The organism is Palleronia marisminoris, assembly GCF_900172315.1.
Lineage (GTDB): Bacteria > Pseudomonadota > Alphaproteobacteria > Rhodobacterales > Rhodobacteraceae > Palleronia > Palleronia marisminoris.
In genome coordinates this window covers 304,978-325,456 of record NZ_FWFV01000001.1, presented here as the reverse complement: position 1 = coordinate 325,456, position 20,479 = coordinate 304,978, and the positions used below count along the sequence as shown (strand labels likewise).

Below are 20,479 nucleotides of genomic sequence, written 5' to 3'. Positions count from 1 at the left end.
TACCCGAGCGGCGCCGGAAATCCACTCCGAATGGGGCGGTGTCACTCATTCACCACATGCAGGCGGAGCCGTGGCGCCGCTCCGAGGCGCAGCGTTCCGTACGGATCGTGTGGGGCCAGCAGCCTGTCGGTCACCTGCCGCAGAAGTTGCCGGCGCCCCGAGGCCGAATAGAAGCCGCCGGCGATCTGGCTCGTCTCGAGCAGGTAGCGCCGGTAGTCCCGGTAGGCTTGCGCATCGGGATGCAGGGGGTGGCGGAAGAACTCGGCCAGCGGCTGGGTCGAGACGAACTCGGGCTTGCCATAGACCGCCGCGCCGAACGCCCGCAAAGGCAGTCCGCGCCACAGCACCTGCTGCCCCGCGGTCGAATTCACCGTCACCGCCGAGCGTGCGTGGTCCAGCAGCGTCGCCAGCTTGCCGCCACGGATATAGTGCACCCGCTCCGCCACCCCGTGTTCGCGGGCCAGCCTGCGGATCGCGCGGCGCTGGTCGACGCGGCCGTCCTCCAGCGGGTGGGCCTTGAAGACCAGGTGGTGGTGGGCGGGCGCGCCGGCGGCGAACCCCTCGATCACCATGCGCAGGAAGTCGGCGCCGGTCTCGAAGGGCGAGTGGTGCAGGAAATTGCTGTCATGCTCGAGCTGCAGCAGCGCGAGGTGGTAGGGAAAGCCGCCGCGCTTCACTCGGCGAGTGGCGGCGACACGGCCGGCGCGGTGGAGGGGGGCGAGCAGAAGCCGCGCGAGGTAGAGGCGGAACTCCTGCCTGACGCTGAGCGCACGGTGGGGGCGGAAGCCCGAATAGCTGCGGTTCCCGAGCAGCACCGCGGCGTGATAGAGCGCGCCGTACCAGACATGTTGGCGCATCTCGCCCCAATGCGCGGGGGCGACCGGCATTTCGGTCTGCCTCTCGGTCAGCGCGCTGCGTATCTGTGCGACGCTGGTGGACATCAGTGGGGAGTGGCCGTTCGAGCCGCCCCGTTCGTAGGTCACCCAGTAGGGGCGCAGGTAGCCTTCCTCGAAGACGTGAACCTCGATCCCGCGCGCGGCCGCGAGGCGCACCGCCTCGGCGTGGACTGGCCGCGTGTCGCCGTAGAGGACGATGTCGGTGATCCCCTTGGCCTCCAGCGTCCGGGCCAGGACGTCCGGCCAATCCCCGGGCGTGCCGCGATAGGGGATGTAGCTTGCGCGGTCGGGCCAGAAGACCCCGTCGCCACGGTTGAAGCCGATCCGCCAGCAGCGCGCGCCGGTGCGGGCGAGCATCCGGCCGAGCTGGCCGAAGAACGGTCCGTGCGGTCCCTGCAGGAACAGGAAGGTGCGTGTCGTCGGATCGTGCATCGGGTCGAGTCTGCCTCTGCGGCGCGGTCTTGCGCAAGCCATGGCAGTCCTTGCAGCCCCGATCACTTCGCGCCATGTGGGGAGGCGATGGCCTGAGCGGAGGATGCAGCGATGTTCACCGGATTGATCGGCGACGTGGGAGAGGTGCTCGAGGTCGAGCTGCGCGGCGACATGCGCGCCCGGATCGCCTGCTCCTGGACCGCCGCGGATATTCCTCTGGGCGCGTCGATCTCCTGCGACGGCATCTGCCTGACCGTGGTCTCGACCGGCAGCGACCCCCGGAACTGGTTCGACGTGGAGATTTCGGCCGAAACCCTGTCGCGCACGAATATCGGCGCAGAGGGCTGGCCCGTCGGCCGGCGCGTGAACCTGGAACGCAGCTTGCGCGTCGGTGACGAACTGGGCGGGCACATCGTGGCGGGCCACGTGGACGGGGTCGCGCGGATCGTGTCGGTCCGGGACGAGGGCGACAGCACCCGCTATACCTTCGAGGCACCGGAAGATCTGGCGCGTTTCATCGCGCCCAAGGGTTCGATCTCGCTCAACGGGACGTCGCTGACGGTGAACGAGGTCGAGGGTGCGCGCTTCGGCGTCAACCTTATCCCGCATACGAAAAAGGTCACGACCTGGGGCGGTGCGGCCGAGGGCGACATGGTCAACCTCGAGGTGGACACGGTGGCCCGCTACGTCGCAAGGCTACGCGACGTCGGCTGAGGGCGATCCGCTCTGGCCTTCGCGGCGCGCCCCGTCTATCTGGCGGGCGGAAGCGAAAGGGTGCGCATGGCCGAGCACGAGTATCACGACGCGATCTCCTCGACGCAGGAGATCATCGACGACGCCCGCAACGGCCGCATGTTCATCCTGGTCGATCACGAGGACCGCGAGAACGAAGGCGACCTTGTAATCCCCGCGCAGATGGCCACGCCCGACGCCATCAACTTCATGGCGAAGGAGGGCAGGGGCCTGATCTGCCTCGCCATGACATCCGCCCGCTGCGATGCGCTCGGGCTGCCGATGATGGCGCAGCACAATTCGTCCCGGCACGAGACCGCGTTCACCGTGTCCATCGAGGCGCGCGAGGGGGTCTCGACCGGCATCTCGGCGCATGACCGCGCGCGCAGCGTCGCCGTCGCCATCGACAGTGCCACGACGCAAGCCGACATCGCCACACCGGGCCACGTCTTTCCCCTGCGCGCCCGTGACGGCGGCGTGCTGGTCCGCGCGGGTCACACCGAAGCCGCCGTGGACATCTCGCGCCTTGCCGGCCTGAACCCCAGCGGCGTGATCTGCGAGATCATGAACGAGGACGGGACGATGGCGCGGCTGCCCGATCTGGTGGCCTTCGCGCAGCGCCACGGGATCAAGATCGGCACGATCAGCAACCTGATCGCCTACCGCCGGCGCAACGACAACCTCGTGCGGGTGATCCGCGAGCAGACCATCACCTCGGAGTTCGGGGGCGACTGGACCATGCGCGTCTACCAGGACCAGACCCACGGCGCCGAGCATATCGTGCTGGTGAAGGGCGATATCTCGGGGGACGAGCCGGTGCTGGTGCGGATGCACGCGATGGACCCGATGCTCGACGTCGTAGGAACGGGGCCGAAAGGCCGCGCCCGCGAGTTCGGCGACGCGATGGAGCTGATCGCGGCCGAGGGGCGCGGCGTTCTGGTCCTGCTGCGCGATCTCGAGATGAAGATCGCCGCCGAGGACGAGGTTTCGCCCCAGACGCTGCGGCAATACGGGCTGGGGGCGCAGATCCTGTCCTCGCTCGGGTTGCACGAGCTTGTGCTGCTCACCAACTCTCCGAAACCGAAGATCGTGGGCCTCGACGCTTACGGGCTGACGATCACGGACACGCGCAAGATCTCGGAGATCGGATGATGGCAGGCCAATCCCACTACACCCCCCCGATGCCCGAATTCGACGACGCGCCCAGCGTGCTGATCGTCGTGGCGCCCTATTACAAGGACATCGCAGACGATCTTCTGGCCGGTGCGCGTCGCACGCTGGAGGCTGCCGGTGCGACGCATGAGACCATCGAGGTGCCCGGCGCGCTGGAAATCCCGACCGCCATCTCCATCGCGCATCGCACCGCCGAATTCGACGGGTTCGTCGCCCTCGGCTGCGTGATCCGGGGCGAGACCTCACATTACGACACCGTCTGCAACGACAGCTCCCGCGGGCTGACCATGCTGGGGCTGTCGGGTGCCTGCATCGGCAACGGCATCCTCACGGTGGAAAACTACGACCAGGCCGCGGTGCGCGCGGGCGAGCAGGACAAGGGTGGCGGTGCCGCCGCGGCGGCCTTGCACCTGGTCGCGCTGTCGCGCAAGTGGCGGAACACGCCCAAGGGCATCGGGTTCAAACCCAAAGGCTGACCATGACCGACAAGAAACAGATGCGCTCGGCCGCGCGGCTCTATGCCGTGCAGGCGCTGTTCCAGATGGAGCACTCGAACCTCTCGGCGGACCGCGTGCGCGCGGAGTTCGAGACGCACCGTTTCGGTGCGATCTACGACGAGGGCGAGATGGCCGAGGGCGATCTGGACCTCTTCCGCAAGACGCTCGACGACGCGGTCGAGTGGCAGAACAAGATCGACCAGATGACCCACAAGGCGCTGGTCGAACGCTGGCCCATCGACCGGATCGACCCGGTGCTGCGCGCCCTGTTCCGCGCGGCCGGGGCCGAACTGCTGCAGGGCAAGGCGCCGCCGCGGGTGGTCATCACCGAATATGTCGACGTGGCCAAGGCGTTCTTCCCCGAGGGGAAGGAGTCCCGCTTCGTCAATGCCGTGCTCGACCACATGGCCCGTGCGGCCAAGCCCGAGGCTTTCGAAGACAGGCGTTGACCCGCGCAGGGAAAAGGCGTTGGATCGCTCAGGTCCTTGGAGACGCGGAACTTAATCTCGCCGAGCCATGTTCCGGTAGCATTGCCATCAGGGAGGAAATGATGCGCAGCGTTCTGTTTCAAATCGGAGTTGGCGTCGCCGCCGCGGCCGGGTTTCTGCTGGTGCTTCTCGGACTCGGCACGGCGGGTGTTGCCGTGCTTGCCGCGCTGGTCTTCCTGACGGTGCACCTCATCAACGCGCGCGTCTCGGCTGAGCCGAAGCCGGTCCGGATCCGCTCAGATCGGTGACGCCGCCGCCTAGCCTTCGGGCGGGGTGACGATGCCGTAGCGCTCGAGCTCTTCCGTGACGAAGATGTAGATCGATTGGGGCGGGGTCATCAGCGCGTGCTCCATGAGCCGCAGGTCAAGTCCCATCTCGGCAAGGTAGGCCAAGACCTGGCCCTGGCCGCGCTGGATGTCCTCGACCGCCAGGAATGCGGGCTGGACGATGTTCTCGCCGAAGTAGTGCTGGTGAACGCCGAGCGATCCGCCCGGCTGCACGGTCCGCGATGCGCCCCCGGCAAAAAGATAGGGGCAGGCGGACAGGCACAGGTCGCCAGGCGCGATCTCGGTCGCGATCCCCAGGTCGCGAACCGCCCGCCCAAGCACCAGCCCATCCCCCACCGATCCACCGGGAGAATGGAGCAGCAGCGCGTCGGGCGCGTCATCTGCGTTGAAGCGCTCGGCCAGCAGGGGCGCGACCCGCTCGCCATCGCCGGGCGCGATCGTCCCCACCATCCGCACCACCTTGCGCCCGTCGAACTCGGCATCGCTCAGCATCAGGCGCGTGGGCATGTCGGCCGTCGGAGGGAAGGGGCGGTTCGGCGCGTCCGGCAGCTGTTGGGGCTGGAACCGTCGCGTCTGGTCGCCGGGCCGCACCGGCTGGTCCAGCTGGGGCGCGCGGGGTTGGGCGCTCCAGGTCGGAAGTCCCGCGTTCATGTCGCCCGCGACCAGTGCCGCACCGATCACCAGTTGCAACGCGAAGATCCCCTTGATGACCGTCGAGGGCGACACGTTCATTCAGCGTGGCCCCGGATCGGTGTGGGCTTGGGCGCTTCCGTCAGGTCGGGCACGTCGCGGTCCTCGACCTCTCGCAGCGCCCGCATGGCCGCGCGGAGTTCGGCCACCGTCATGTGATCCTCGATCGCCACCCGGTCGCGGGAGCGGCGGATCGCGCCCTGCGTCACCATCAGGATCAGGACCAGCACCGCCGGCAGCAGGTCGATGGCGATGGCCCCGGCCCACGACGGGATGAAGTTGCCCGCGTAGCGGATCACCGCATCGGCGGCCGAGATAGGCGTATAGCTGACCTCGACAGGGGGCTGCATTCCTTCGACCTCGGCGGCGGCGGCCCCTAGCGTCGCGGCCCGCTGGGCCAGCACCTCGAGCACGCTGTCGATGGTCGCCTGCTGTCCCTGCGCGGTGGCCTCGGTCTCGCTGAGGACGGGGCGGACGACGCTTTCGGCCAGGTCGTTCGCCGCGCGCGTGACCAGCGGTGCGACGGAGAGCTGCCGCAGTTGCGTGATGAGGCCGGCAAGGCGCACCGCATCTTCGGAGAACTCGACCGAGCGTGCCTCGACCGGGCCGGGCTCGACCGTCAGCGACCGCATCCGGCTGAGGATCTCGTTGCCTTCCGCGAAGGCCTGCGCGACGGCCGGACCTTGCTGGGCGATTTGCTGTTCCAGCGCGGCCAGCTCGGCCGCTTTCTGCGTCAGCACCCGGAACACCGCGCCGCGCCCCGAGATGCCCGACAGATCGCCGGTCGCCTCTTGCTCGGACAGGTCCTGGAACGACTGGCGGACGCGGGCCACGTCCCGCTCCAGCGCCTGGGCCGAGACGGCGATGGTGTTCGCCCGTTCCAGCGACGCCTGGTATTCCTGCACGGTGCGCGCGAGGTGCTGTTCCACCGCCGCCGCGCCAGCCAAAGCGGCCGCGTTCAGCCAGGACGACATCGCGATGATCGCAAGCGACCCCAGCGCCATGGCCCCCAGCAGGCCCAACCGCGACGCGGCGGTGCGCATCGCGGGCAGAAGTCGCATCAGGTAGGACCAGAAGACGAAGATCCCCACCGACACCGCGATGGAATAGGCGAGTGCCGCAAAGACCGACAGCGCACCGGTGGAATCCAGCAGCGATGACACGCCGAGATAGGTGTAGATGCCCGACGCCGTCGCGAGGACACCCAAAGCCGCGCCCGAGAAGGTGTCGAGCCAGCTCAGGTGCCCCTCGAGCTCGCGCACATGGCGCGGATCGGTGCCGTCGTTCATCGGAGTTCCCCCGCTTCGGTTCCAGCAAGTATGACCGGCGGGCGGGGATATTCAAATCACGCTGTGAAGGGGAGTAGGATCGGCGGGACCACCACAAACGTGGGGAGTGCAAAATTCCCGAGGACCTGTATGTACAGGTGGGAACCAGGTAGCAGAACCACGGCCCTGCCAGAGCCAGCCCCCTCGGATTTGCTTAAGGCCACTGGAATTTATCCCTACACGGGAAGGGCAGTGCCCGCCTGATCCATCAGGTAAGCGGGCGGCACGTCGCTGACAAGTCCCGTCTGCGCTTGATTTTTGTTGCCGTTCTGTTCACATTCCTGCCCATGCTTCACAATGCCGAACCCATGCCGAGACCCGGCCAGCTTTTGCAGCGCGGGGTGGCGCGCGCCCTTGTCTCGCACGGGTTCGTCTGCGTCGAGGAACTGGTGCCCACTTCTGGCCTGCGGGTCGACGTCATGGCCCTGGGGCCCAAGGGCGAGATCTGGATCGTGGAGTGCAAATCCTGCCGTGCCGACTTCGCAGGGGACGCGAAATGGCAGGGATACCTCGAATGGTGCGACCGCTACTTCTGGGCGGTGGATTCCGATTTCCCTGTCGAACTGCTGCCCGAGGATAGCGGCCTGATGATCGCCGACGCCTACGACGCCGAGATCCTCCGCATGGGCGCCGAGGCGAAGCTGGCCCCGGCGCGGCGCAAGGTGATGATCCAGAAATTCGCCACCCACGCCGCGCGACGCCTGCATGCGTTGCGCGATCCCGGCGCGGGGCTGGCGGTCTAGCGCTTCTTCTTCTTGGTCATCTGCCGGGCGCCCTGTGCGGCTGCGCGAATCTCTTCCGCGATTTCCTCGGCCTCTTCAGGCTCGAAATCCATCGGGATCTCGATGCCGCCGTCGGCCTCGACGTAGATGCGGACCATGCCGGCGTCGGTCGGGCCGATCTGGATGTTGGCGGACGTGTCCGAGGGGTCGTTGATGCCCATGTGATCGCTCCTTCTTGGCGGGTTTCAGGTATCCTTGCTTCGGACGCCCGGCAAGGCACAGACGGGGTTGCAAGGGGGGTGCGGAATGTGTAGTCCACCGCGCACCGGGCCGCCTTAGCTCAGTTGGTTAGAGCGCTGGATTGTGGATCCAGAGGTCCCCTGTTCAAGCCAGGGAGGCGGTACCACTTCACTTCAGGTCGATACGGCGCGTCAGCGCGCCACCCGCATCGAACAGCAGGATATCGCCGGCTTCGGTGACGACAACGGTGAAGTCCTGCGCCCGCGTCACGGCGGCGGGGCGGGTGCCTTCGGGCAGGTCGAGGGCGGCGGGCCAGTCGGGGGCGGGGCTGCCCATCTCGGACAGGATCGCCCAGATCAACACGATGGCGAGGGCGATCATGCTTGCAGTCATCCCCACGACCAGCCATTTGAGCAGCCGCACCGATCCGTCGGGAGAAGGAGTTTCGCTGTCCATGGCCTCGCGCCTCGTCGTCATCATCGGGGCCGATCCACCCGCGCGTCTGGATAAAGCACTCGCCCGCGACGTGCCAGAGGCCGCGCACCTGTCCCGCTCGCGCCTCGCGAAGCTGATCGAGGAGGGCAGCGTGAGTCGCGGCGGCGAGGTTCTGACCTCGGCCAAGATGCGGGTGGCCGAGGGCGACGAGATCGCGCTTGATATCCCAGACGAGGCCGAGACCGAGATGGTGGCCGAGGATATTCCGCTGGTCGTGGTCCACGAGGACGAGGACCTGATCGTGGTCGACAAGCCCGCCGGGATGGTCGTCCACCCCGCGCCGGGCTCGCCCTCGGGCACGCTGGTCAACGCGCTGCTGCACCATTTTGGGGGCAACCTGTCCGGCGTGGGCGGGGAAAAGCGGCCGGGCATCGTGCACCGGATCGACAAGGACACGAGCGGGCTGCTGGTCGTCGCCAAGACCGACCGCGCGCACCATGCGCTGGCCGACCAGTTCGCCGCGCATACGGTGGAACGGCGCTATCTGGCGCTGTGCCACGGGGTGCCAAGCCCTGCCGATCCGCGGCTGATGGGTTCGCGCGGGGTCAGCGTCGAGCCTGGGAACGTGATCCGCATCGCGACGAACCTTGCGCGACACCCGTCCGACCGGCAGCGGCAGGCGGTGACGTTCCAGGGCGGGCGGCATGCGGTGACGCGGGTGCAGGTCGAGCGGGACTGGGGCGAGGTTGCGCTGATCGCGTGCCGGCTCGAGACCGGGCGGACCCACCAGATTCGGGTGCACCTGCGCCATGCCGGTCACGCTCTGATCGGCGACCCTGTTTATGGCGGGCAGCGCAAAGTATCCGAGCGGCGGCTGGGGGATGTTGCGCTGCAATTGAACGGGTTTTCGCGGCAGGCGCTGCATGCCCATACTCTTGGGTTCACCCATCCGAGCGGCGAAAATATGAACTTCGTCAGCGATCTGCCGTTGGACATGGAAACATTGCTCGAAGGTCTGGACGCCGCATCGAGCGACACAAGCGCGTGAGGTCGCGCGATTGGGATGACCGAATTCGGACCTTCGATCTTTACGATCCGTTTGAATTCGAACGAGAGTCTACATGGAAAGCCCTTGAACTGAACCGATCAGTTCACCACATTGAGGGCTGACGGCCACAGGGCCGCAAGGAGGGGCACAATGGCAAGCTACGCAAATCTTCCCGCACCGAGCCCGGAACAGGGCCTCAACCGTTACATGCAGGAGATCCGGCGTTTCCCGATGCTGGAGCCTGACGAGGAATACATGCTCGCCAAGCGCTGGGTCGAGCACGAGGATACCGAGGCCGCGCACAAGCTGGTCACCAGCCACCTGCGCCTCGCCGCCAAGATCGCCATGGGCTATCGCGGCTACGGGCTGCCGCAGGCCGAGGTGATCTCCGAGGCGAATGTTGGCCTGATGCAGGCGGTCAAGCGGTTCGATCCCGAGAAGGGCTTCCGCCTCGCGACCTATGCCATGTGGTGGATCCGCGCCTCGATCCAGGAATACATCCTGCGGTCCTGGAGCCTGGTGAAGCTGGGCACGACGAGCGCGCAGAAGAAGCTGTTCTTCAACCTGCGCAAGGCGAAGAACCGGATCGGCGCCTTGGAAGAGGGCGACCTGCGCCCCGAGAACGTCAAGCAGATCGCCAACGATCTTGGCGTGACCGAGGCCGAGGTGATCTCGATGAACCGGCGGATGGCCGGGTCGGACGCGTCGCTGAACGCCACGATCTCGAACGATGGGGAAGGGTCTGCGCAGTGGCAGGACTGGCTCGAGGATGAAGACGCCAACCAGGCCGACGACTATGCCGAGAAGGACGAACTGCAGACCCGCCGCGCACTTCTGGGCAAGGCGATGGACGTCCTGAACGAGCGCGAGCGCGATATCCTCACGCAGCGCCGGTTGCAGGACCAGCCGGTCACGCTGGAAGAATTGTCGGGCGTATACGACGTCAGCCGCGAGCGGATCCGCCAGATCGAGGTTCGCGCCTTCGACAAGCTGCAGAAGCGGATGACCGAGCTTGCCTCGCAAAAGGGCATGATGGCCGACGCCTGATCCCGAGGACTGGCGTTCCGCGTCGATAACAGTAGGCTCCCGGGCGAACAGTCCGGGAGCTTTTTTCATGACCGATCCTATCCGCTGGGGCATCGTCGGCGCGTCGAATTTCGCGAGGAAGTCGATGGGCCCCGCCCTCCACGCCGCGCGCGGATCGCGGGTGACGGCGCTTGCCACACGCTCGTCCGACAAGGCGGCCGCCTTCGCCGACTTCCTGCCCGACCTGCGGATCGAAGAGGATTACGACGCGCTGCTGCGCGCGGACGATATCGACGCGATCTACGTCCCACTGCCGAACCACCTGCATGTCGAATGGGTGCTGAAGGCGCTCGAAGCCGGCAAGCACGTCCTCTGCGAAAAGCCGATCGCGCTGCATGCCTCCGAGGTGGACAGGCTGATCGCCGCGCGCGACTCGTCTGGGCTGCTGGCGGCCGAAGCGTTCATGATCGTCCACCACCCGCAATGGCAGCGTGCCCGGCAGCTTCTGTCCGAGGGGACGGTTGGACGCCTGCGCCATGTCGAGACGACGTTCACCTTCTTCAACGACGACCCGGCCAACATCCGCAATCGAGAGGGCATGGGCGGTGGTGGCCTGCGCGATATCGGCGTCTATGCGTTCGGCTCGGTGCTGTACGCGACCGACGCGCGGCCCGGCGACATGAATGCCAAACTGACGATGGAGGGCGACTGGGACAGCTTTGCCGAAGTGACGGCGGCCTTCCCCGACTTCACGTTCCACACGGTTGTCTCGACGAGGATGGCGCCCCGGCAGCGGGTGGTGTTCCACGGCGACAAGGGCGTGCTCGAACTGACAGCACCCTTCAACGCGGGGACGTTCGATCAGGCGGAACTGGTGATCGAGACGGCGATGAACACCCGCACGATCGAGCGCTGGCCGGGCGTGAACCAGTATGTCCTGCAGGTCGAGGCGTTCTGCGACAGCGTGCGCAACGGCACGCCCTATGCGTGGACGCTGGAGCAGACGCGCGGATCGCTCGAGATGATCGACCGCTCGTTCGAGGTCGGCAAAGGCTGAGCCGGCCCGGGACCCTGCGCCCCGGGCCGGCGCGCGATCAGTCTTCCATCGCCTCGAGTTCGTCGATCATGCCCTCGATCATCGACAGGCCCTTGTGCCAGAACGCGGGGTCGCTGGCGTCGAGGCCGAAGGGCTTCAGGAGTTCCGAGTGGTGCTTCGACCCGCCGGCGCGGAGCATGTCGAAATACTTCTCCTGGAAGTCGGGGGCGCCTTCCTCGTAGGCGGCGTAGAGCGCGTTCACCAAGCCATCTCCGAAGGCATAGGCATAGACGTAGAAGGGCGAGTGGACGAAGTGCGGGATGTAGGCCCAGAACACCTGGTAGTCGTCCATGAAGTCGAACGCGTCGCCCAGGGACTCGGCCTGGATCGACATCCATAGCGCGCTGATTTCGTCCGGTGTCAACTCGCCCTCGCTGCGGGCAGCGTGGAGCTTGCACTCGAAGTCATAGAACGCGATCTGGCGGACGACCGTGTTGATCATGTCCTCGACCTTGCCGGCCAGCAAGACCTTGCGCTCGGCCTTGTCCTTGGCGTTCGCCAGCAGCTTGCGGAAGGTCAGCATCTCGCCGAAGACGCTCGCCGTTTCGGCCAGGGTGAGGGGAGTGTTGGCCAGCAGCTCACCCTGATCCGCGGCGAGGCGCTGGTGAACGCCGTGGCCAAGCTCGTGCGCCAGGGTCATCACGTCGCGCGGTTTGCCGAGGTAATTCAGCATGATGTAGGGATGCGCGTCGGTCACCGTGGGGTGGGCGAAGGCGCCTGGCGCCTTGCCGGGGGTGACGGCCGCGTCGATCCAGCCCTTGTCGAAGAAGGGCTCGGCCAAGTCGGCGAGTTGTGGCGAGAAGTCGGCGTAGGCGTCCATCACCATGCCCCGCGCCTCGGGCCAGGCGACGCGGCGCTCGGTCTCCATCGGGAGGGGCGCGTTGCGGTCCCAGACCTGCATCCGGTCTAGGCCGAGCCACTTGCGCTTCAGCTCGTAGTAGCGGTGCGAGAGGCGCGGATAGGCCTCGACGACGGCATTTCGCAGCGCCTCGACCACTTCGGGTTCGACGTCATTCGACAGGTGCCGGCCGGTCTGGGGCGTCGGCATCTTGCGCCAGCGATCCTCGACCTCCTTCTCCTTGGCGAGCGTGTTGTGAACGCGGGCGAAGGTCTTGACGTTGGCCGAGAATACCCGGCCCAGCTCGCGCGCGGCGGCCTCGCGGGTGTCGCGGTTCTGGTCGGTCAGCTGGTTCAGCGTGGCCTCGATCCCCTGAACCTCGCCGTTCACCTCGAATTCGAGGCCCGAGATGGTCTCGTCGAAGAGCTTGTTCCAGGCGGTCGCGCCGACCACGGATTGGTCGTGGAGGAACTTCTCGAGTTCGTCGGACAGCTGGTAAGGGCGCATCTTGCGCAGGCGGTCGAAGATCGGGCGATAGCGGGCGAGATCAGCGTTGGCGTCGAACAGGCCCTGCAGGTGGGGCTCGTCGATGCGGTTGACCTCGAGCCCGAAGAACACCAGCGGCGCGGTGTAGGTGGTCAGGCGATCCTGGCAGTCGGAGAGGAAGGCGGCGCGCTCGGAATCGGTGGTTTGCTGGTAATAGCGCAGGCCCGCGTAGGACATGATCCGGCCGCCGACCATGTCGATCTTCTCGTAGCGGTGGAGGCATGCGAGCATCTCGGCGGCGGACAGGTCGGCCAGCTTGCCTTCGTATTCCGCGGCGAAGGCGGCGCCTTCGGTTTCCAGCCAGCCAAGGTCGCGCTCGACCTCGGGGGCGTCGGGCGCGGCATAGAGGTCGGAGAGATCCCAGGCGGGCAGGTCGCCCAGATCCTTGCCACCGGCGGCGGCGTTGGCGTCGAAGACGGGCTGGCGGGTCATGTCGGCTCCTCGATTGCGTATCCGCCCCGACATATGGCGGCGCACGCGCGCCGCCAACCCGCGCGGCGGTCAGAAGCGGTAGAGCGTCTGCGGCGCGTCGACGAGGATCGTCTGGCGCGCTTCGTTATCCGTCACCGCGTCGAAGAACCGGTCGAGAAGGATGCCGGCGTCTGGCACCTCGGCCCCCTCGAGCATCAGGTGCGGCCAGTCCGAACCCCAGAGGCACCGCTCGGGCGTTTCGGCAAGGGCGGCGACGAAGGGCTGCGCGCTGTCGTAGGGCGCCGACGTCAGGCGATAGAGCGCCGAGAGCTTGGCGTACACGCGCCCCTCGGACACCAGCCGCCGAACGGCGCCGAAGCCGGGGCCATCGGGGCCGGCATTCACGTCCGGCCAGCCCAAGTGGCCGATGACGACGTCGCAGGGCAGCTCGGCGATCTGTTCCGAGAGGTCGGCGATCCGCTCGGCGGTCATCAGCAATTCAAGGTGCATCCCGCGGGCAGCCAGCTTGTGGGCCAGCGGCTTGGCCTCGTCCCAGGTCAACGGAGCATCGAAGACCTCGTTCACGCGAATGCCACGGATGCGGGTGTCGGCGAGCTTGTCGAGCGCCTCGTCCGTCACGTCACCGCGCACGAGGCCGACGCCGACATAGCTTTCGCCGAGCCTGCGCAGAGCTTCGATGGTGACGGTGTTGTCCTCGCCATAGAGCGCCGAGTGGACGATCACCCCGCGCGACATTTCAAGGGTCGTCATGTGGGTCTGGAGAAGCTGCAACCAGTCCTCGAAGCCACGACCGGGCACGGGATCCTCGATCCGGTGGTCCCAGAGCGGGAAGTCGTTCTTGCCACCGACGAGGTGCAGATGCGCGTCGCACGCACCCTGCGGCGGCAGGGTCGACGGCACCTTGGGCCGGTCGGCGGGCGACAGGCCAACGGGAAGTTCCGAGACGGTGTCGTAGTCGCGGTCCGGGGTGGCGTCGGGAAGTTGGCGATCATCTTCAACCATAGGCGGTCAGCATCTCCTGCAGGTCGGTCAGTGTATTGGCCTCGGCGGTCGGCTTGTCGTGGCGCCAGCGGGCCATGCGCGGGAAGCGCAGGGCCACGCCGGACTTGTGGCGCGGGCTTGCCTGTATCCCCTCAAACGCGATCTCGAACACATGTTCCGGTTTTACCTGCCGGACGGGGCCGTAGCGCTCGAGCGTGTTGCGGCGGACCCAGGCGGTGATCCGCCCGAATTCCTCGTCTGTCAGGCCGGAATAGGCCTTCGTGAAGGGGACCAGATCGTCGCCGTTCCAGACCGCGAAAGTGAAGTCGGTGAAGAGGTTTGCGCGGCGGCCATGGCCCTGCTGGGCGTAGATCATCACCGCGTCGATGGTCAGCGGATCGACCTTCCACTTCCACCAGTCGCCCTTGCGGCGGCCGTCGCGATAGGGGGCGTCCTTGCGCTTTAGCATGAGCCCTTCGGCCTGATGCTCGCGGCTCTGGGAGCGGATCGCGGCCAGGTCGTCCCAGCTGGCGAAGGACAGAAGCGGCGAGGCACGAAGCGGGGCTTCGGGCGGCAGGTCGGCCGTCAGGGCGTCGAGGCGCGCGCGGCGCTCGGCGAAGGGCAGGGCGCGGATGTCGCGGCCCTCGTGTTCGAGCAGGTCGTAGGCGTAGAGGATCACCGGCGCCTCGGTCAGCAGCTTTTTCGGCACGGTCTTGCGGCCGATCCGCTTTTGCAGGGCGTTGAAGGGCAGGGGCGCGTCGTCGGTCCAGGCGAGGACCTCTCCGTCCAGAACGGTGCCGGGGGGGACGAAATCGATCAGCCGGGCGAATTCGGGGAAACGGTCGGTCATCAGCTCTTCGCCGCGGGACCACAGGAAGTGCTGGCCGCCGCGCAGGACAAGCTGGCCGCGGATGCCGTCCCACTTGCGCTCGGCCGCCCAGTTCGCGGGATCGTCGAGCGCCTCGGGGCCGCCGTCCAACTGGTAGGCGAGGTAGAACGGGTAGGGCTTGGAGAGGTCGGTCTCGGGGTCGGGGGCGCGGATGAGGGCGTCAAAGCTGGTCGTTTCGGGGCTCCAGTCACCCATCAGACGGTGCGCGAGGTCGGATTCGTCGATGCCGGTGGCGCGCGACAGGGCGCGGGTCATCAGCTTCTGGCTGACGCCCATGCGGAAGCCGCCGGTCAGAAGCTTGTTGAACACGAGCCGTTCACGGGCCGTGAGTTGATCCCAGGCGTCGAGGATGCCCTGTTTGCGGGCGGCCTCGTCGAGTTTCGACAGGTCGCGGAGCATGCCGATCCAGTGGGTAAGCGACCGGTCGGATGTGCTGCCGGGGTCCGGCAGGACGAGGGCGATGGTCTCGGCCAGGTCGCCAACGATGGGGTAGCTTTCCTCGAACAGCCACAGGGGGATGCCGGCGCGCTCGGCCGCCCATTCGCGCAGGTGGGTCGTCGTGATCGTGCGCTTGGGGCGCCGACCGGACAGCAGCGCGATGGTCCAGAGGCGGTCGGGCTCGGGCGCCTCGGCGAAATAGGCGGCGAGGGCGTCGACCTTGGCGTTGGTCTTCGTCGTCTGGTCGAGCGCGGTGAACAGGGCGGTGAAACGCTTCATGGCGCCTCGACCGGGTCGGGATCGAGGGTCTCGCCCTCGTACTGGGTTTCGACGATGGCGGCGTCGTAGCCCTGGCTTTCCAGCCAGCGGCGGAAGATCTGGGTGTAGCCGTGGGTAGCGAAGATGCGCTCGGCCCCCGTCTCGGCGATGGCGGTGTTCAGCCCCTCCCAGTCGGCGTGATCGCTTAGGACGAAGCCGCGATCGGCCGCGCGGCGACGGCGCACCCCGCGCAGGGCCATCCAGCCGCTGGCGAAGCCGGTCGAGGCGGGTCCGAACTTCCGCGCCCACGCCGTTCCGAGCGCCGAGGGCGTGGCGAGAACCAGTGCGCCGGGGTGGTCCTTGGGGTTTATCTCGGGCGTGACGCGGATCGTGTCGGGCAGGGGTAGCCCTTGCGCGCGGAGCACCTCGTTCGTGTTCTCGACCGCGCCATGGGTCAGGATCGGCCCGATCGAGGCGTCGATGGCCGACAGCAGGCGTTGCGCCTTGCCGAGGGCGTAGGCTCCGAGGATCGTCGCGCGCCCCTCGGCCGCGTTGGCGCGCCACCAGTCGTTGATCTGCGCGGCGACGGCGTTCTGGCTGTCCCAGCGAAACACCGGCAACCCGAAGGTGCATTCGGTGATGAAGGTGTGGCAGCGGATCGGCTCGAACGGCTCCGAGAGGCCATCGGGCGCGACCTTGTAGTCACCCGAGACGACCCAGACCTCGCCGCCGACCTCTACCCGGATCTGCGCCGAGCCGGGGACATGCCCGGCGGGATGGAAGCTGATCGCGGCACCCCCGATGCGGCGGGTTTCGCCGTAGGCCACCGTCTCGATCGCGATGTCGCCGAGGCGGTGGCGCATGACGGGGGCCGCGCCGTCGGTGGCGAGGTAGCGGCCCATGCCGGGGCGGGCGTGATCGGCGTGTCCGTGGGTGATGAGCGCCCGGTCGACCGGCTTCCACGGGTCGATGAAGACGTCTGCAGCGGGGCAGTAGATGCCGCGGTCGGTGAAGGTCAGCACGGGGTCGGCCATGCTGTCCGAAGTTAGCGCGCCGCCCGGCCGGGTCGAGCGGGCTCAGGCGGTGTCGATCACCTCGTTCACAGCGCGGTAGGCCAGCGCGCGGATCAGGCGGTCGATCCCGTCAGGCGTGGGCGAGCGGGACACCGCGACCGTCATGTCGGTCAGGGGTCGGTCTTCTGCGGCGTCGAGGTCGACATGAAGCATGGACCAGTCGCTGAACAGGCGGCGCGTCGCCATGCGGTCGGACAGGATCCGGACATCCGAATGGCGCGGGTCGGCGCGGATCACCTCCAGCACGATGTCGAGCGAGGTCGTATCGCCCTCGAGGATCTGGGCGAACACGCCGTCGGCATAGGTCAGCATCCCGGTCAGCCCAAGCGCAGGGTTGTTGCGCCGCGAATGCTCCAGAATGCCGGCGACGTCCGGTTCACCGTCCGGTGGCTCGGCCACGCTGCAATAGAAAATCTGACGAAGCATCCGACCTGCCTATCCCGCCGCTGATGAAACACGAGGCGCGCACATCAATATCGGGAGCAAAAATTAAGACCGGGTGAACGCGCGACGGCAGCCGGTTGATCTCGACCGCTCGCCGCCTAAGGTCAAAGGCACACCAGAGGGACGGGCCGCGACACATGCCGGAATATTTCAACGAGATGTACGAGAACGGCAAGGTCCGGGGACCTTATGCCGGGATCGAGGGCTGGGCAAAGGACATGCCGGTCGACCTGCGGGGCTTGAAGCAGTCCGAGGCCGAGAACCTGTTCCGCCGCATCGGCATCACCTTCGCAGTTTATGGCGAGGGCGGCTCGCCCGACCGGCTGATCCCGTTCGACATGTTCCCACGGGTCTTCTCGGCCGATGAGTGGGGGAGGCTCGAACGGGGGATCAAGCAGCGGGCCCGGGCGCTGAACGCGTTCCTCGCCGATGTCTACGACCGCGGCGAGATCGTCCGCGCGGGCCGCATCCCGGCGCACCTCGTCTACCAGAACGACGCCTACGAGATCGCCGTTGCCGGGTTCACCCCGCCTCAGGGCATCTTCAGCCATATCGTCGGCATCGACCTCGTACGTACCGGTCCGGACGAATTCTACGTCCTCGAGGACAATTGCCGCACCCCGTCGGGCGTGTCCTACATGCTGGAGAACCGCGAGATCATGATGCGGATGTTCCCCCAGCTGTTCCAGGGCAACCGCATCGCGCCGGTCGAGACCTATCCCCGCCAGCTCAAGCGGACGTTCGATTCCGTAGCGCCCAAGAAGTGCGACGGCGAGCCCTGTGTGGTGGTGCTGACGCCCGGGCATTTCAACTCGGCCTATTACGAGCACTCGTTCCTTGCCGACATGATGGGCGTCGAGCTTGTCGAAGGCTCGGACCTGTTCGTCGAGGGCGAGTTCTGCTGGATGCGCACCACCGAGGGGCCCAGGAAGGTCGACGTGATCTATCGCCGGCTCGACGACCCGTTCCTCGACCCGCTGTGTTTCCGGCCGGACTCGATGCTGGGCGTGCCCGGGCTGATGAACGTCTACCGTTCGGGCGGGGTGACGATCTGCTCGGCGCCGGGTGCCGGCGTGGCCGACGACAAGGCGATCTATACCTACGTGCCCGAGATGGTGCGCTTCTACCTCGGCGAAGAGCCGATCCTGCAGAACGTACCGACTTGGCAATGCGCCAAGAAGGACGACTGCGGATACGTGCTCGAGAACCTGCACGAGCTGGTGGTCAAGGAGGTGCACGGTTCGGGCGGCTATGGCATGCTCGTCGGTCCAAAATCGACGAAGGACGAGATCGAGCTGTTCCGCGCCAAGATCGAAGAGAACCCCGAAGGCTACATCGCCCAGCCGACGCTGGCCCTGTCGACCTGCCCGACCTTCGTCGAGCAGGGGGTCGCCCCGCGCCATGTCGATCTGCGGCCATACTGCCTCGTGGGGCAGGATGTGACACTAGTGCCAGGCGGCCTGACGCGGGTGGCGCTGACGGAAGGATCGCTCGTCGTGAACTCCAGCCAGGGCGGCGGGGTCAAGGATACGTGGGTCATCGCGGGAGTATGACAATGCTGAGCCGCACCGCAAACAACCTGTATTGGATGGCCCGCTTCATGGAGCGCGCCGAGACGAATGCCCGCCTGCTGGAGGTCGCGTCGCGCAATGCGCTGCTGCCCGATGTTCACGGCGGAAACCGCAACGAATGGGACTCTGTCCTGCAAGCCTCGGGCACCCGGGACGCGTACCGGGCGAAATTCGGCGACGAGGCCGTGGCGCGGAACGTCGAGACGCACATGTTCTTCGACCGCGACAATCCCTCTTCGGTCGCGTCCTGCCTTCATGCCGCGCGTGAAAACGCGCGGATCGTCCGCACCGCCCTTACCACGCAGGTCTGGGAAGCCGTCAACGAGGCCAATGCCGAGATGACGCAGCTTACCCGGTTGGAGCGCTCGCGGATCTCGACATCGGACATGAAGGACTTTGCGCTCAAGCACATGGCGCATGTGCGCGGGGCGTTGGTCTCGACCCAGCTCCGGAATGACGGGTTCGATTTCATGAACATGGGCTACTACCTGGAGCGCGCCGATTCCACGGCGCGAATCCTCGACGTTAAGTACTACGTGCTGCTGCCCAACGTCTCGATGGTGGGATCGGGGCTCGATAATTACCAGTGGCGCACCGTGTTGCACGCGATGAACGCACAGCGCGCCTTCGCCTGGGTCTATGGCGGCGAGGTCACGGCCCGCAAGATCGTCGATTTCCTGGTGCTGAACCGTCAGGCGCCGCGGTCGCTGATTTCCTCGGCCGAGGGGGTGCTCGAGCATCTCGAACGCCTCGCCCGCCTTTACGGTCGAGGAACCACCGCGACCTCCAGGGGGCGGATGCTGGTGGCACAGCTGAACGAGATTACCGTCGAGGATATCCTGGAAGAGGGGCTGCATGAATTCCTGCAGCGCGTGCTGGGCGAGGTCCTGAACCTCGGGGCCGAGATCAACGCAAGCTACCTGAACGGAGAAGCGCGATGAAACTGAGCGTCCGACACCGCACGGAATATGTGTACGACGCGCCGATGCGCTCGGTCATCCAGTCGCTGCGCCTCTGGCCGACAGAGTTCGAGGGGCAGGACGTGAAGAATTGGTCGGTCCGGATCGAGGGACACGAGGCCGAGCGCGGGGCGGCGTTTCGCGACGGTGCAGGAGATTGGGTCGAGACCGTCTCGATGCGCGACGTCAGCGCGGCGACGATCATGGTGGAGGGCGAGATCGAGACGCGTGACCTGACCGGAGTCGTGCGTGGCTTGCGCGAAAAGGTGACCCCGGTGGCCTATCTGCGTGCGACGCCGATGACGCGGCTGGATGCTGCTTTGCGAGAACTAGCAGCCGACGCCGTAAGGGGCGCGGACAGCCAGCTGGACAAGGCTCATGCGATCTCGCACGCGATCCGGTCCGCGATCGTCTACACCACCGGTGCAACCGAAAGTGAGACGACGGCTGCCGAGGCGCTGAAGCTGGGCCAAGGCGTGTGTCAGGACCAGACTCATGCCATCATTGCAGCCGCCCGCGCCGTCGGAATGCCGGGTCGCTACACTATCGGCTACCTTCACTCGACCGAGGACGCGACGGTGCATCAGGCCAGCCACGCCTGGGCCGAGATCTGGGTCGAGGGACTTGGCTGGGTCGGATTCGACGCGGCCAATGGTTGCTGCCCCGATGATCGCTACATTCGTCTCGGCTGCGGGCTGGACGCTCGGAGCGCAGCGCCGATCCGAGGGCGCGCGTTAGGTGCGGGCACGGAGGACATGCACGTCGAAGTCGAAGTGGTCCAAGCGCAACAGTAGTTCACCGGGCGCGGCCGGCCGAGTGGCATCTCAGCAACGCGCCTACAAGGTTGGGGCGGCGCTGCGTTCGTGCCAATCGAGCGCTGCTAGATGTCCTGTCCGGATGATCAGATAGGCCCTCGCCGGTCCGCGCTTTTCATGCACGATCGATCTTGCGCGAGATTTG

The 20,479-nt window shown here is 66.8% G+C and carries 22 protein-coding genes and 1 tRNA gene; 13 read left to right on the top strand and 10 right to left on the bottom strand.

The window, feature by feature from the left end; all coding sequences use genetic code 11:
• Window positions 1–41: 41 nt before the first annotated feature.
• Window positions 42–1,328: a capsule polysaccharide biogenesis protein gene (locus PAM7066_RS01595; protein ID WP_085852361.1), complete on the bottom strand. Its 1,287-nt coding sequence runs from the start codon at window positions 1,326–1,328 to the stop codon at window positions 42–44.
• 111 nt (window positions 1,329–1,439) lie between these two features.
• Between PAM7066_RS01595 and PAM7066_RS01590 the strand changes: the two genes are divergently transcribed.
• The 5 genes from PAM7066_RS01590 to PAM7066_RS01570 all read left to right on the top strand — a co-directional run bounded on the left by PAM7066_RS01590 (window position 1,440) and on the right by PAM7066_RS01570 (window position 4,466).
• The gene (locus PAM7066_RS01590) at window positions 1,440–2,042 is read left to right on the top strand and encodes a riboflavin synthase (RefSeq protein ID WP_085852360.1); all 603 of its coding nucleotides are present in this window, start codon (window positions 1,440–1,442) and stop codon (window positions 2,040–2,042) included.
• 66 nt (window positions 2,043–2,108) lie between these two features.
• Window positions 2,109–3,212 carry a 3,4-dihydroxy-2-butanone-4-phosphate synthase gene (gene ribB / locus PAM7066_RS01585; protein ID WP_085852359.1) on the top strand — a complete coding sequence of 368 codons (1,104 nt, stop codon included), beginning with the start codon at window positions 2,109–2,111 and terminating at the stop codon, window positions 3,210–3,212.
• Entirely contained in the window at window positions 3,212–3,709 is a 498-nt protein-coding gene (locus PAM7066_RS01580; RefSeq protein ID WP_370738073.1) for a 6,7-dimethyl-8-ribityllumazine synthase, read from the top strand. The genes ribB and PAM7066_RS01580 overlap by 1 nt, the downstream gene beginning before the upstream one ends.
• 2 nt (window positions 3,710–3,711) lie before the next feature.
• A complete protein-coding gene (gene nusB / locus PAM7066_RS01575; RefSeq protein ID WP_085852357.1) occupies window positions 3,712–4,179 on the top strand; it encodes a transcription antitermination factor NusB in 468 nt (155 codons plus the stop codon).
• Window positions 4,180–4,280: 101 nt separating this feature from the next.
• Complete coding sequence (locus tag PAM7066_RS01570) at window positions 4,281–4,466, top strand: hypothetical protein (protein WP_139214930.1); 186 nt, start codon at window positions 4,281–4,283, stop codon at window positions 4,464–4,466.
• Between the two features lie 9 nt (window positions 4,467–4,475).
• On the opposite strand, the gene PAM7066_RS01565 is transcribed toward PAM7066_RS01570, so the two are convergent.
• Both PAM7066_RS01565 and PAM7066_RS01560 read right to left on the bottom strand, forming a co-directional pair.
• Complete coding sequence (locus PAM7066_RS01565) at window positions 4,476–5,237, bottom strand: COG3904 family protein (RefSeq protein WP_085852355.1); 762 nt, start codon at window positions 5,235–5,237, stop codon at window positions 4,476–4,478.
• On the bottom strand, window positions 5,234–6,484 hold the full coding sequence (locus PAM7066_RS01560; RefSeq protein ID WP_085852354.1) for an AAA family ATPase: 1,251 nt from the start codon (window positions 6,482–6,484) through the stop codon (window positions 5,234–5,236). Before PAM7066_RS01560 ends, PAM7066_RS01565 begins: the two co-directional genes overlap by 4 nt.
• Before the next feature lie 347 nt (window positions 6,485–6,831).
• Between PAM7066_RS01560 and PAM7066_RS01555 the strand changes: the two genes are divergently transcribed.
• Window positions 6,832–7,266 (top strand): MmcB family DNA repair protein, encoded by a 435-nt coding sequence (locus PAM7066_RS01555; RefSeq protein ID WP_245749556.1) that lies wholly within the window; start codon window positions 6,832–6,834, stop codon window positions 7,264–7,266.
• On the opposite strand, the gene PAM7066_RS01550 is transcribed toward PAM7066_RS01555, so the two are convergent.
• Entirely contained in the window at window positions 7,263–7,466 is a 204-nt protein-coding gene (locus tag PAM7066_RS01550; protein ID WP_085852353.1) for a DUF6324 family protein, read from the bottom strand. The genes PAM7066_RS01555 and PAM7066_RS01550 overlap by 4 nt on opposite strands.
• Before the next feature lie 108 nt (window positions 7,467–7,574).
• Here PAM7066_RS01550 and PAM7066_RS01545 point away from each other — a divergent pair.
• Window positions 7,575–7,651, top strand: a tRNA-His gene (locus PAM7066_RS01545).
• A gap of 2 nt (window positions 7,652–7,653) precedes the next feature.
• On the opposite strand, the gene PAM7066_RS01540 is transcribed toward PAM7066_RS01545, so the two are convergent.
• Window positions 7,654–7,941 (bottom strand): DUF6476 family protein, encoded by a 288-nt coding sequence (locus PAM7066_RS01540; RefSeq protein WP_090928600.1) that lies wholly within the window; start codon window positions 7,939–7,941, stop codon window positions 7,654–7,656.
• Between PAM7066_RS01540 and PAM7066_RS01535 the strand changes: the two genes are divergently transcribed.
• From PAM7066_RS01535 to PAM7066_RS01525, 3 genes are all read left to right on the top strand, one after another.
• A complete protein-coding gene (locus PAM7066_RS01535; protein ID WP_085852351.1) occupies window positions 7,940–8,968 on the top strand; it encodes an RluA family pseudouridine synthase in 1,029 nt (342 codons plus the stop codon). The genes PAM7066_RS01540 and PAM7066_RS01535 overlap by 2 nt on opposite strands.
• A gap of 150 nt (window positions 8,969–9,118) precedes the next feature.
• Window positions 9,119–10,015: an RNA polymerase sigma factor RpoH gene (gene rpoH / locus PAM7066_RS01530; RefSeq protein WP_085852350.1), complete on the top strand. Its 897-nt coding sequence runs from the start codon at window positions 9,119–9,121 to the stop codon at window positions 10,013–10,015.
• 67 nt (window positions 10,016–10,082) lie between these two features.
• On the top strand, window positions 10,083–11,051 hold the full coding sequence (locus tag PAM7066_RS01525) for a Gfo/Idh/MocA family protein (protein ID WP_085852349.1): 969 nt from the start codon (window positions 10,083–10,085) through the stop codon (window positions 11,049–11,051).
• 37 nt (window positions 11,052–11,088) lie between these two features.
• Here PAM7066_RS01525 and PAM7066_RS01520 read toward each other — a convergent pair whose 3' ends face one another.
• From PAM7066_RS01520 to PAM7066_RS01500, 5 genes are all read right to left on the bottom strand, one after another.
• Complete coding sequence (locus PAM7066_RS01520) at window positions 11,089–12,906, bottom strand: M3 family oligoendopeptidase (protein WP_085852348.1); 1,818 nt, start codon at window positions 12,904–12,906, stop codon at window positions 11,089–11,091.
• A gap of 69 nt (window positions 12,907–12,975) precedes the next feature.
• Window positions 12,976–13,908, bottom strand: a complete 933-nt coding sequence (locus PAM7066_RS01515; RefSeq protein ID WP_085852347.1) for an amidohydrolase family protein — start codon at window positions 13,906–13,908, stop codon at window positions 12,976–12,978.
• Window positions 13,901–15,493, bottom strand: coding sequence for an ATP-dependent DNA ligase (locus tag PAM7066_RS01510; protein WP_085852346.1), 1,593 nt, complete (start codon window positions 15,491–15,493; stop codon window positions 13,901–13,903). Before PAM7066_RS01510 ends, PAM7066_RS01515 begins: the two co-directional genes overlap by 8 nt.
• A complete protein-coding gene (locus tag PAM7066_RS01505) occupies window positions 15,490–16,506 on the bottom strand; it encodes a ligase-associated DNA damage response exonuclease (protein WP_085852345.1) in 1,017 nt (338 codons plus the stop codon). Before PAM7066_RS01505 ends, PAM7066_RS01510 begins: the two co-directional genes overlap by 4 nt.
• Before the next feature lie 42 nt (window positions 16,507–16,548).
• Entirely contained in the window at window positions 16,549–16,971 is a 423-nt protein-coding gene (locus tag PAM7066_RS01500; protein ID WP_085852344.1) for a BLUF domain-containing protein, read from the bottom strand.
• A 155-nt stretch (window positions 16,972–17,126) separates the two neighbouring features.
• Between PAM7066_RS01500 and PAM7066_RS01495 the strand changes: the two genes are divergently transcribed.
• Genes PAM7066_RS01495 through PAM7066_RS01485 form a run of 3 tightly spaced genes read left to right on the top strand, consistent with a single transcriptional unit; the run spans window position 17,127 to window position 20,313 of the window.
• The gene (locus PAM7066_RS01495; protein WP_085852343.1) at window positions 17,127–18,542 is read left to right on the top strand and encodes a circularly permuted type 2 ATP-grasp protein; all 1,416 of its coding nucleotides are present in this window, start codon (window positions 17,127–17,129) and stop codon (window positions 18,540–18,542) included.
• A gap of 2 nt (window positions 18,543–18,544) precedes the next feature.
• Window positions 18,545–19,501: an alpha-E domain-containing protein gene (locus PAM7066_RS01490; RefSeq protein WP_085852342.1), complete on the top strand. Its 957-nt coding sequence runs from the start codon at window positions 18,545–18,547 to the stop codon at window positions 19,499–19,501.
• Complete coding sequence (locus tag PAM7066_RS01485; RefSeq protein WP_085852341.1) at window positions 19,498–20,313, top strand: transglutaminase family protein; 816 nt, start codon at window positions 19,498–19,500, stop codon at window positions 20,311–20,313. Before PAM7066_RS01490 ends, PAM7066_RS01485 begins: the two co-directional genes overlap by 4 nt.
• The last annotated feature ends 166 nt before the right edge of the window (window positions 20,314–20,479 follow it).

Coding starts and splice junctions, on each gene's coding strand:
- PAM7066_RS01595 (WP_085852361.1), bottom strand. CDS start 1,328: ATGCACGATCCGACGACACGCACCTTCCTGTTCCTGCAGGGACCGCAC.
- PAM7066_RS01590 (WP_085852360.1), top strand. CDS start 1,440: ATGTTCACCGGATTGATCGGCGACGTGGGAGAGGTGCTCGAGGTCGAG.
- ribB (WP_085852359.1), top strand. CDS start 2,109: ATGGCCGAGCACGAGTATCACGACGCGATCTCCTCGACGCAGGAGATC.
- PAM7066_RS01580 (WP_370738073.1), top strand. CDS start 3,212: ATGGCAGGCCAATCCCACTACACCCCCCCGATGCCCGAATTCGACGAC.
- nusB (WP_085852357.1), top strand. CDS start 3,712: ATGACCGACAAGAAACAGATGCGCTCGGCCGCGCGGCTCTATGCCGTG.
- PAM7066_RS01570 (WP_139214930.1), top strand. CDS start 4,281: ATGCGCAGCGTTCTGTTTCAAATCGGAGTTGGCGTCGCCGCCGCGGCC.
- PAM7066_RS01565 (WP_085852355.1), bottom strand. CDS start 5,237: ATGAACGTGTCGCCCTCGACGGTCATCAAGGGGATCTTCGCGTTGCAA.
- PAM7066_RS01560 (WP_085852354.1), bottom strand. CDS start 6,484: ATGAACGACGGCACCGATCCGCGCCATGTGCGCGAGCTCGAGGGGCAC.
- PAM7066_RS01555 (WP_245749556.1), top strand. CDS start 6,832: ATGCCGAGACCCGGCCAGCTTTTGCAGCGCGGGGTGGCGCGCGCCCTT.
- PAM7066_RS01550 (WP_085852353.1), bottom strand. CDS start 7,466: ATGGGCATCAACGACCCCTCGGACACGTCCGCCAACATCCAGATCGGC.
- PAM7066_RS01535 (WP_085852351.1), top strand. CDS start 7,940: ATGGCCTCGCGCCTCGTCGTCATCATCGGGGCCGATCCACCCGCGCGT.
- PAM7066_RS01540 (WP_090928600.1), bottom strand. CDS start 7,941: ATGGACAGCGAAACTCCTTCTCCCGACGGATCGGTGCGGCTGCTCAAA.
- rpoH (WP_085852350.1), top strand. CDS start 9,119: ATGGCAAGCTACGCAAATCTTCCCGCACCGAGCCCGGAACAGGGCCTC.
- PAM7066_RS01525 (WP_085852349.1), top strand. CDS start 10,083: ATGACCGATCCTATCCGCTGGGGCATCGTCGGCGCGTCGAATTTCGCG.
- PAM7066_RS01520 (WP_085852348.1), bottom strand. CDS start 12,906: ATGACCCGCCAGCCCGTCTTCGACGCCAACGCCGCCGCCGGTGGCAAG.
- PAM7066_RS01515 (WP_085852347.1), bottom strand. CDS start 13,908: ATGGTTGAAGATGATCGCCAACTTCCCGACGCCACCCCGGACCGCGAC.
- PAM7066_RS01510 (WP_085852346.1), bottom strand. CDS start 15,493: ATGAAGCGTTTCACCGCCCTGTTCACCGCGCTCGACCAGACGACGAAG.
- PAM7066_RS01505 (WP_085852345.1), bottom strand. CDS start 16,506: ATGGCCGACCCCGTGCTGACCTTCACCGACCGCGGCATCTACTGCCCC.
- PAM7066_RS01500 (WP_085852344.1), bottom strand. CDS start 16,971: ATGCTTCGTCAGATTTTCTATTGCAGCGTGGCCGAGCCACCGGACGGT.
- PAM7066_RS01495 (WP_085852343.1), top strand. CDS start 17,127: ATGCCGGAATATTTCAACGAGATGTACGAGAACGGCAAGGTCCGGGGA.
- PAM7066_RS01490 (WP_085852342.1), top strand. CDS start 18,545: ATGCTGAGCCGCACCGCAAACAACCTGTATTGGATGGCCCGCTTCATG.
- PAM7066_RS01485 (WP_085852341.1), top strand. CDS start 19,498: ATGAAACTGAGCGTCCGACACCGCACGGAATATGTGTACGACGCGCCG.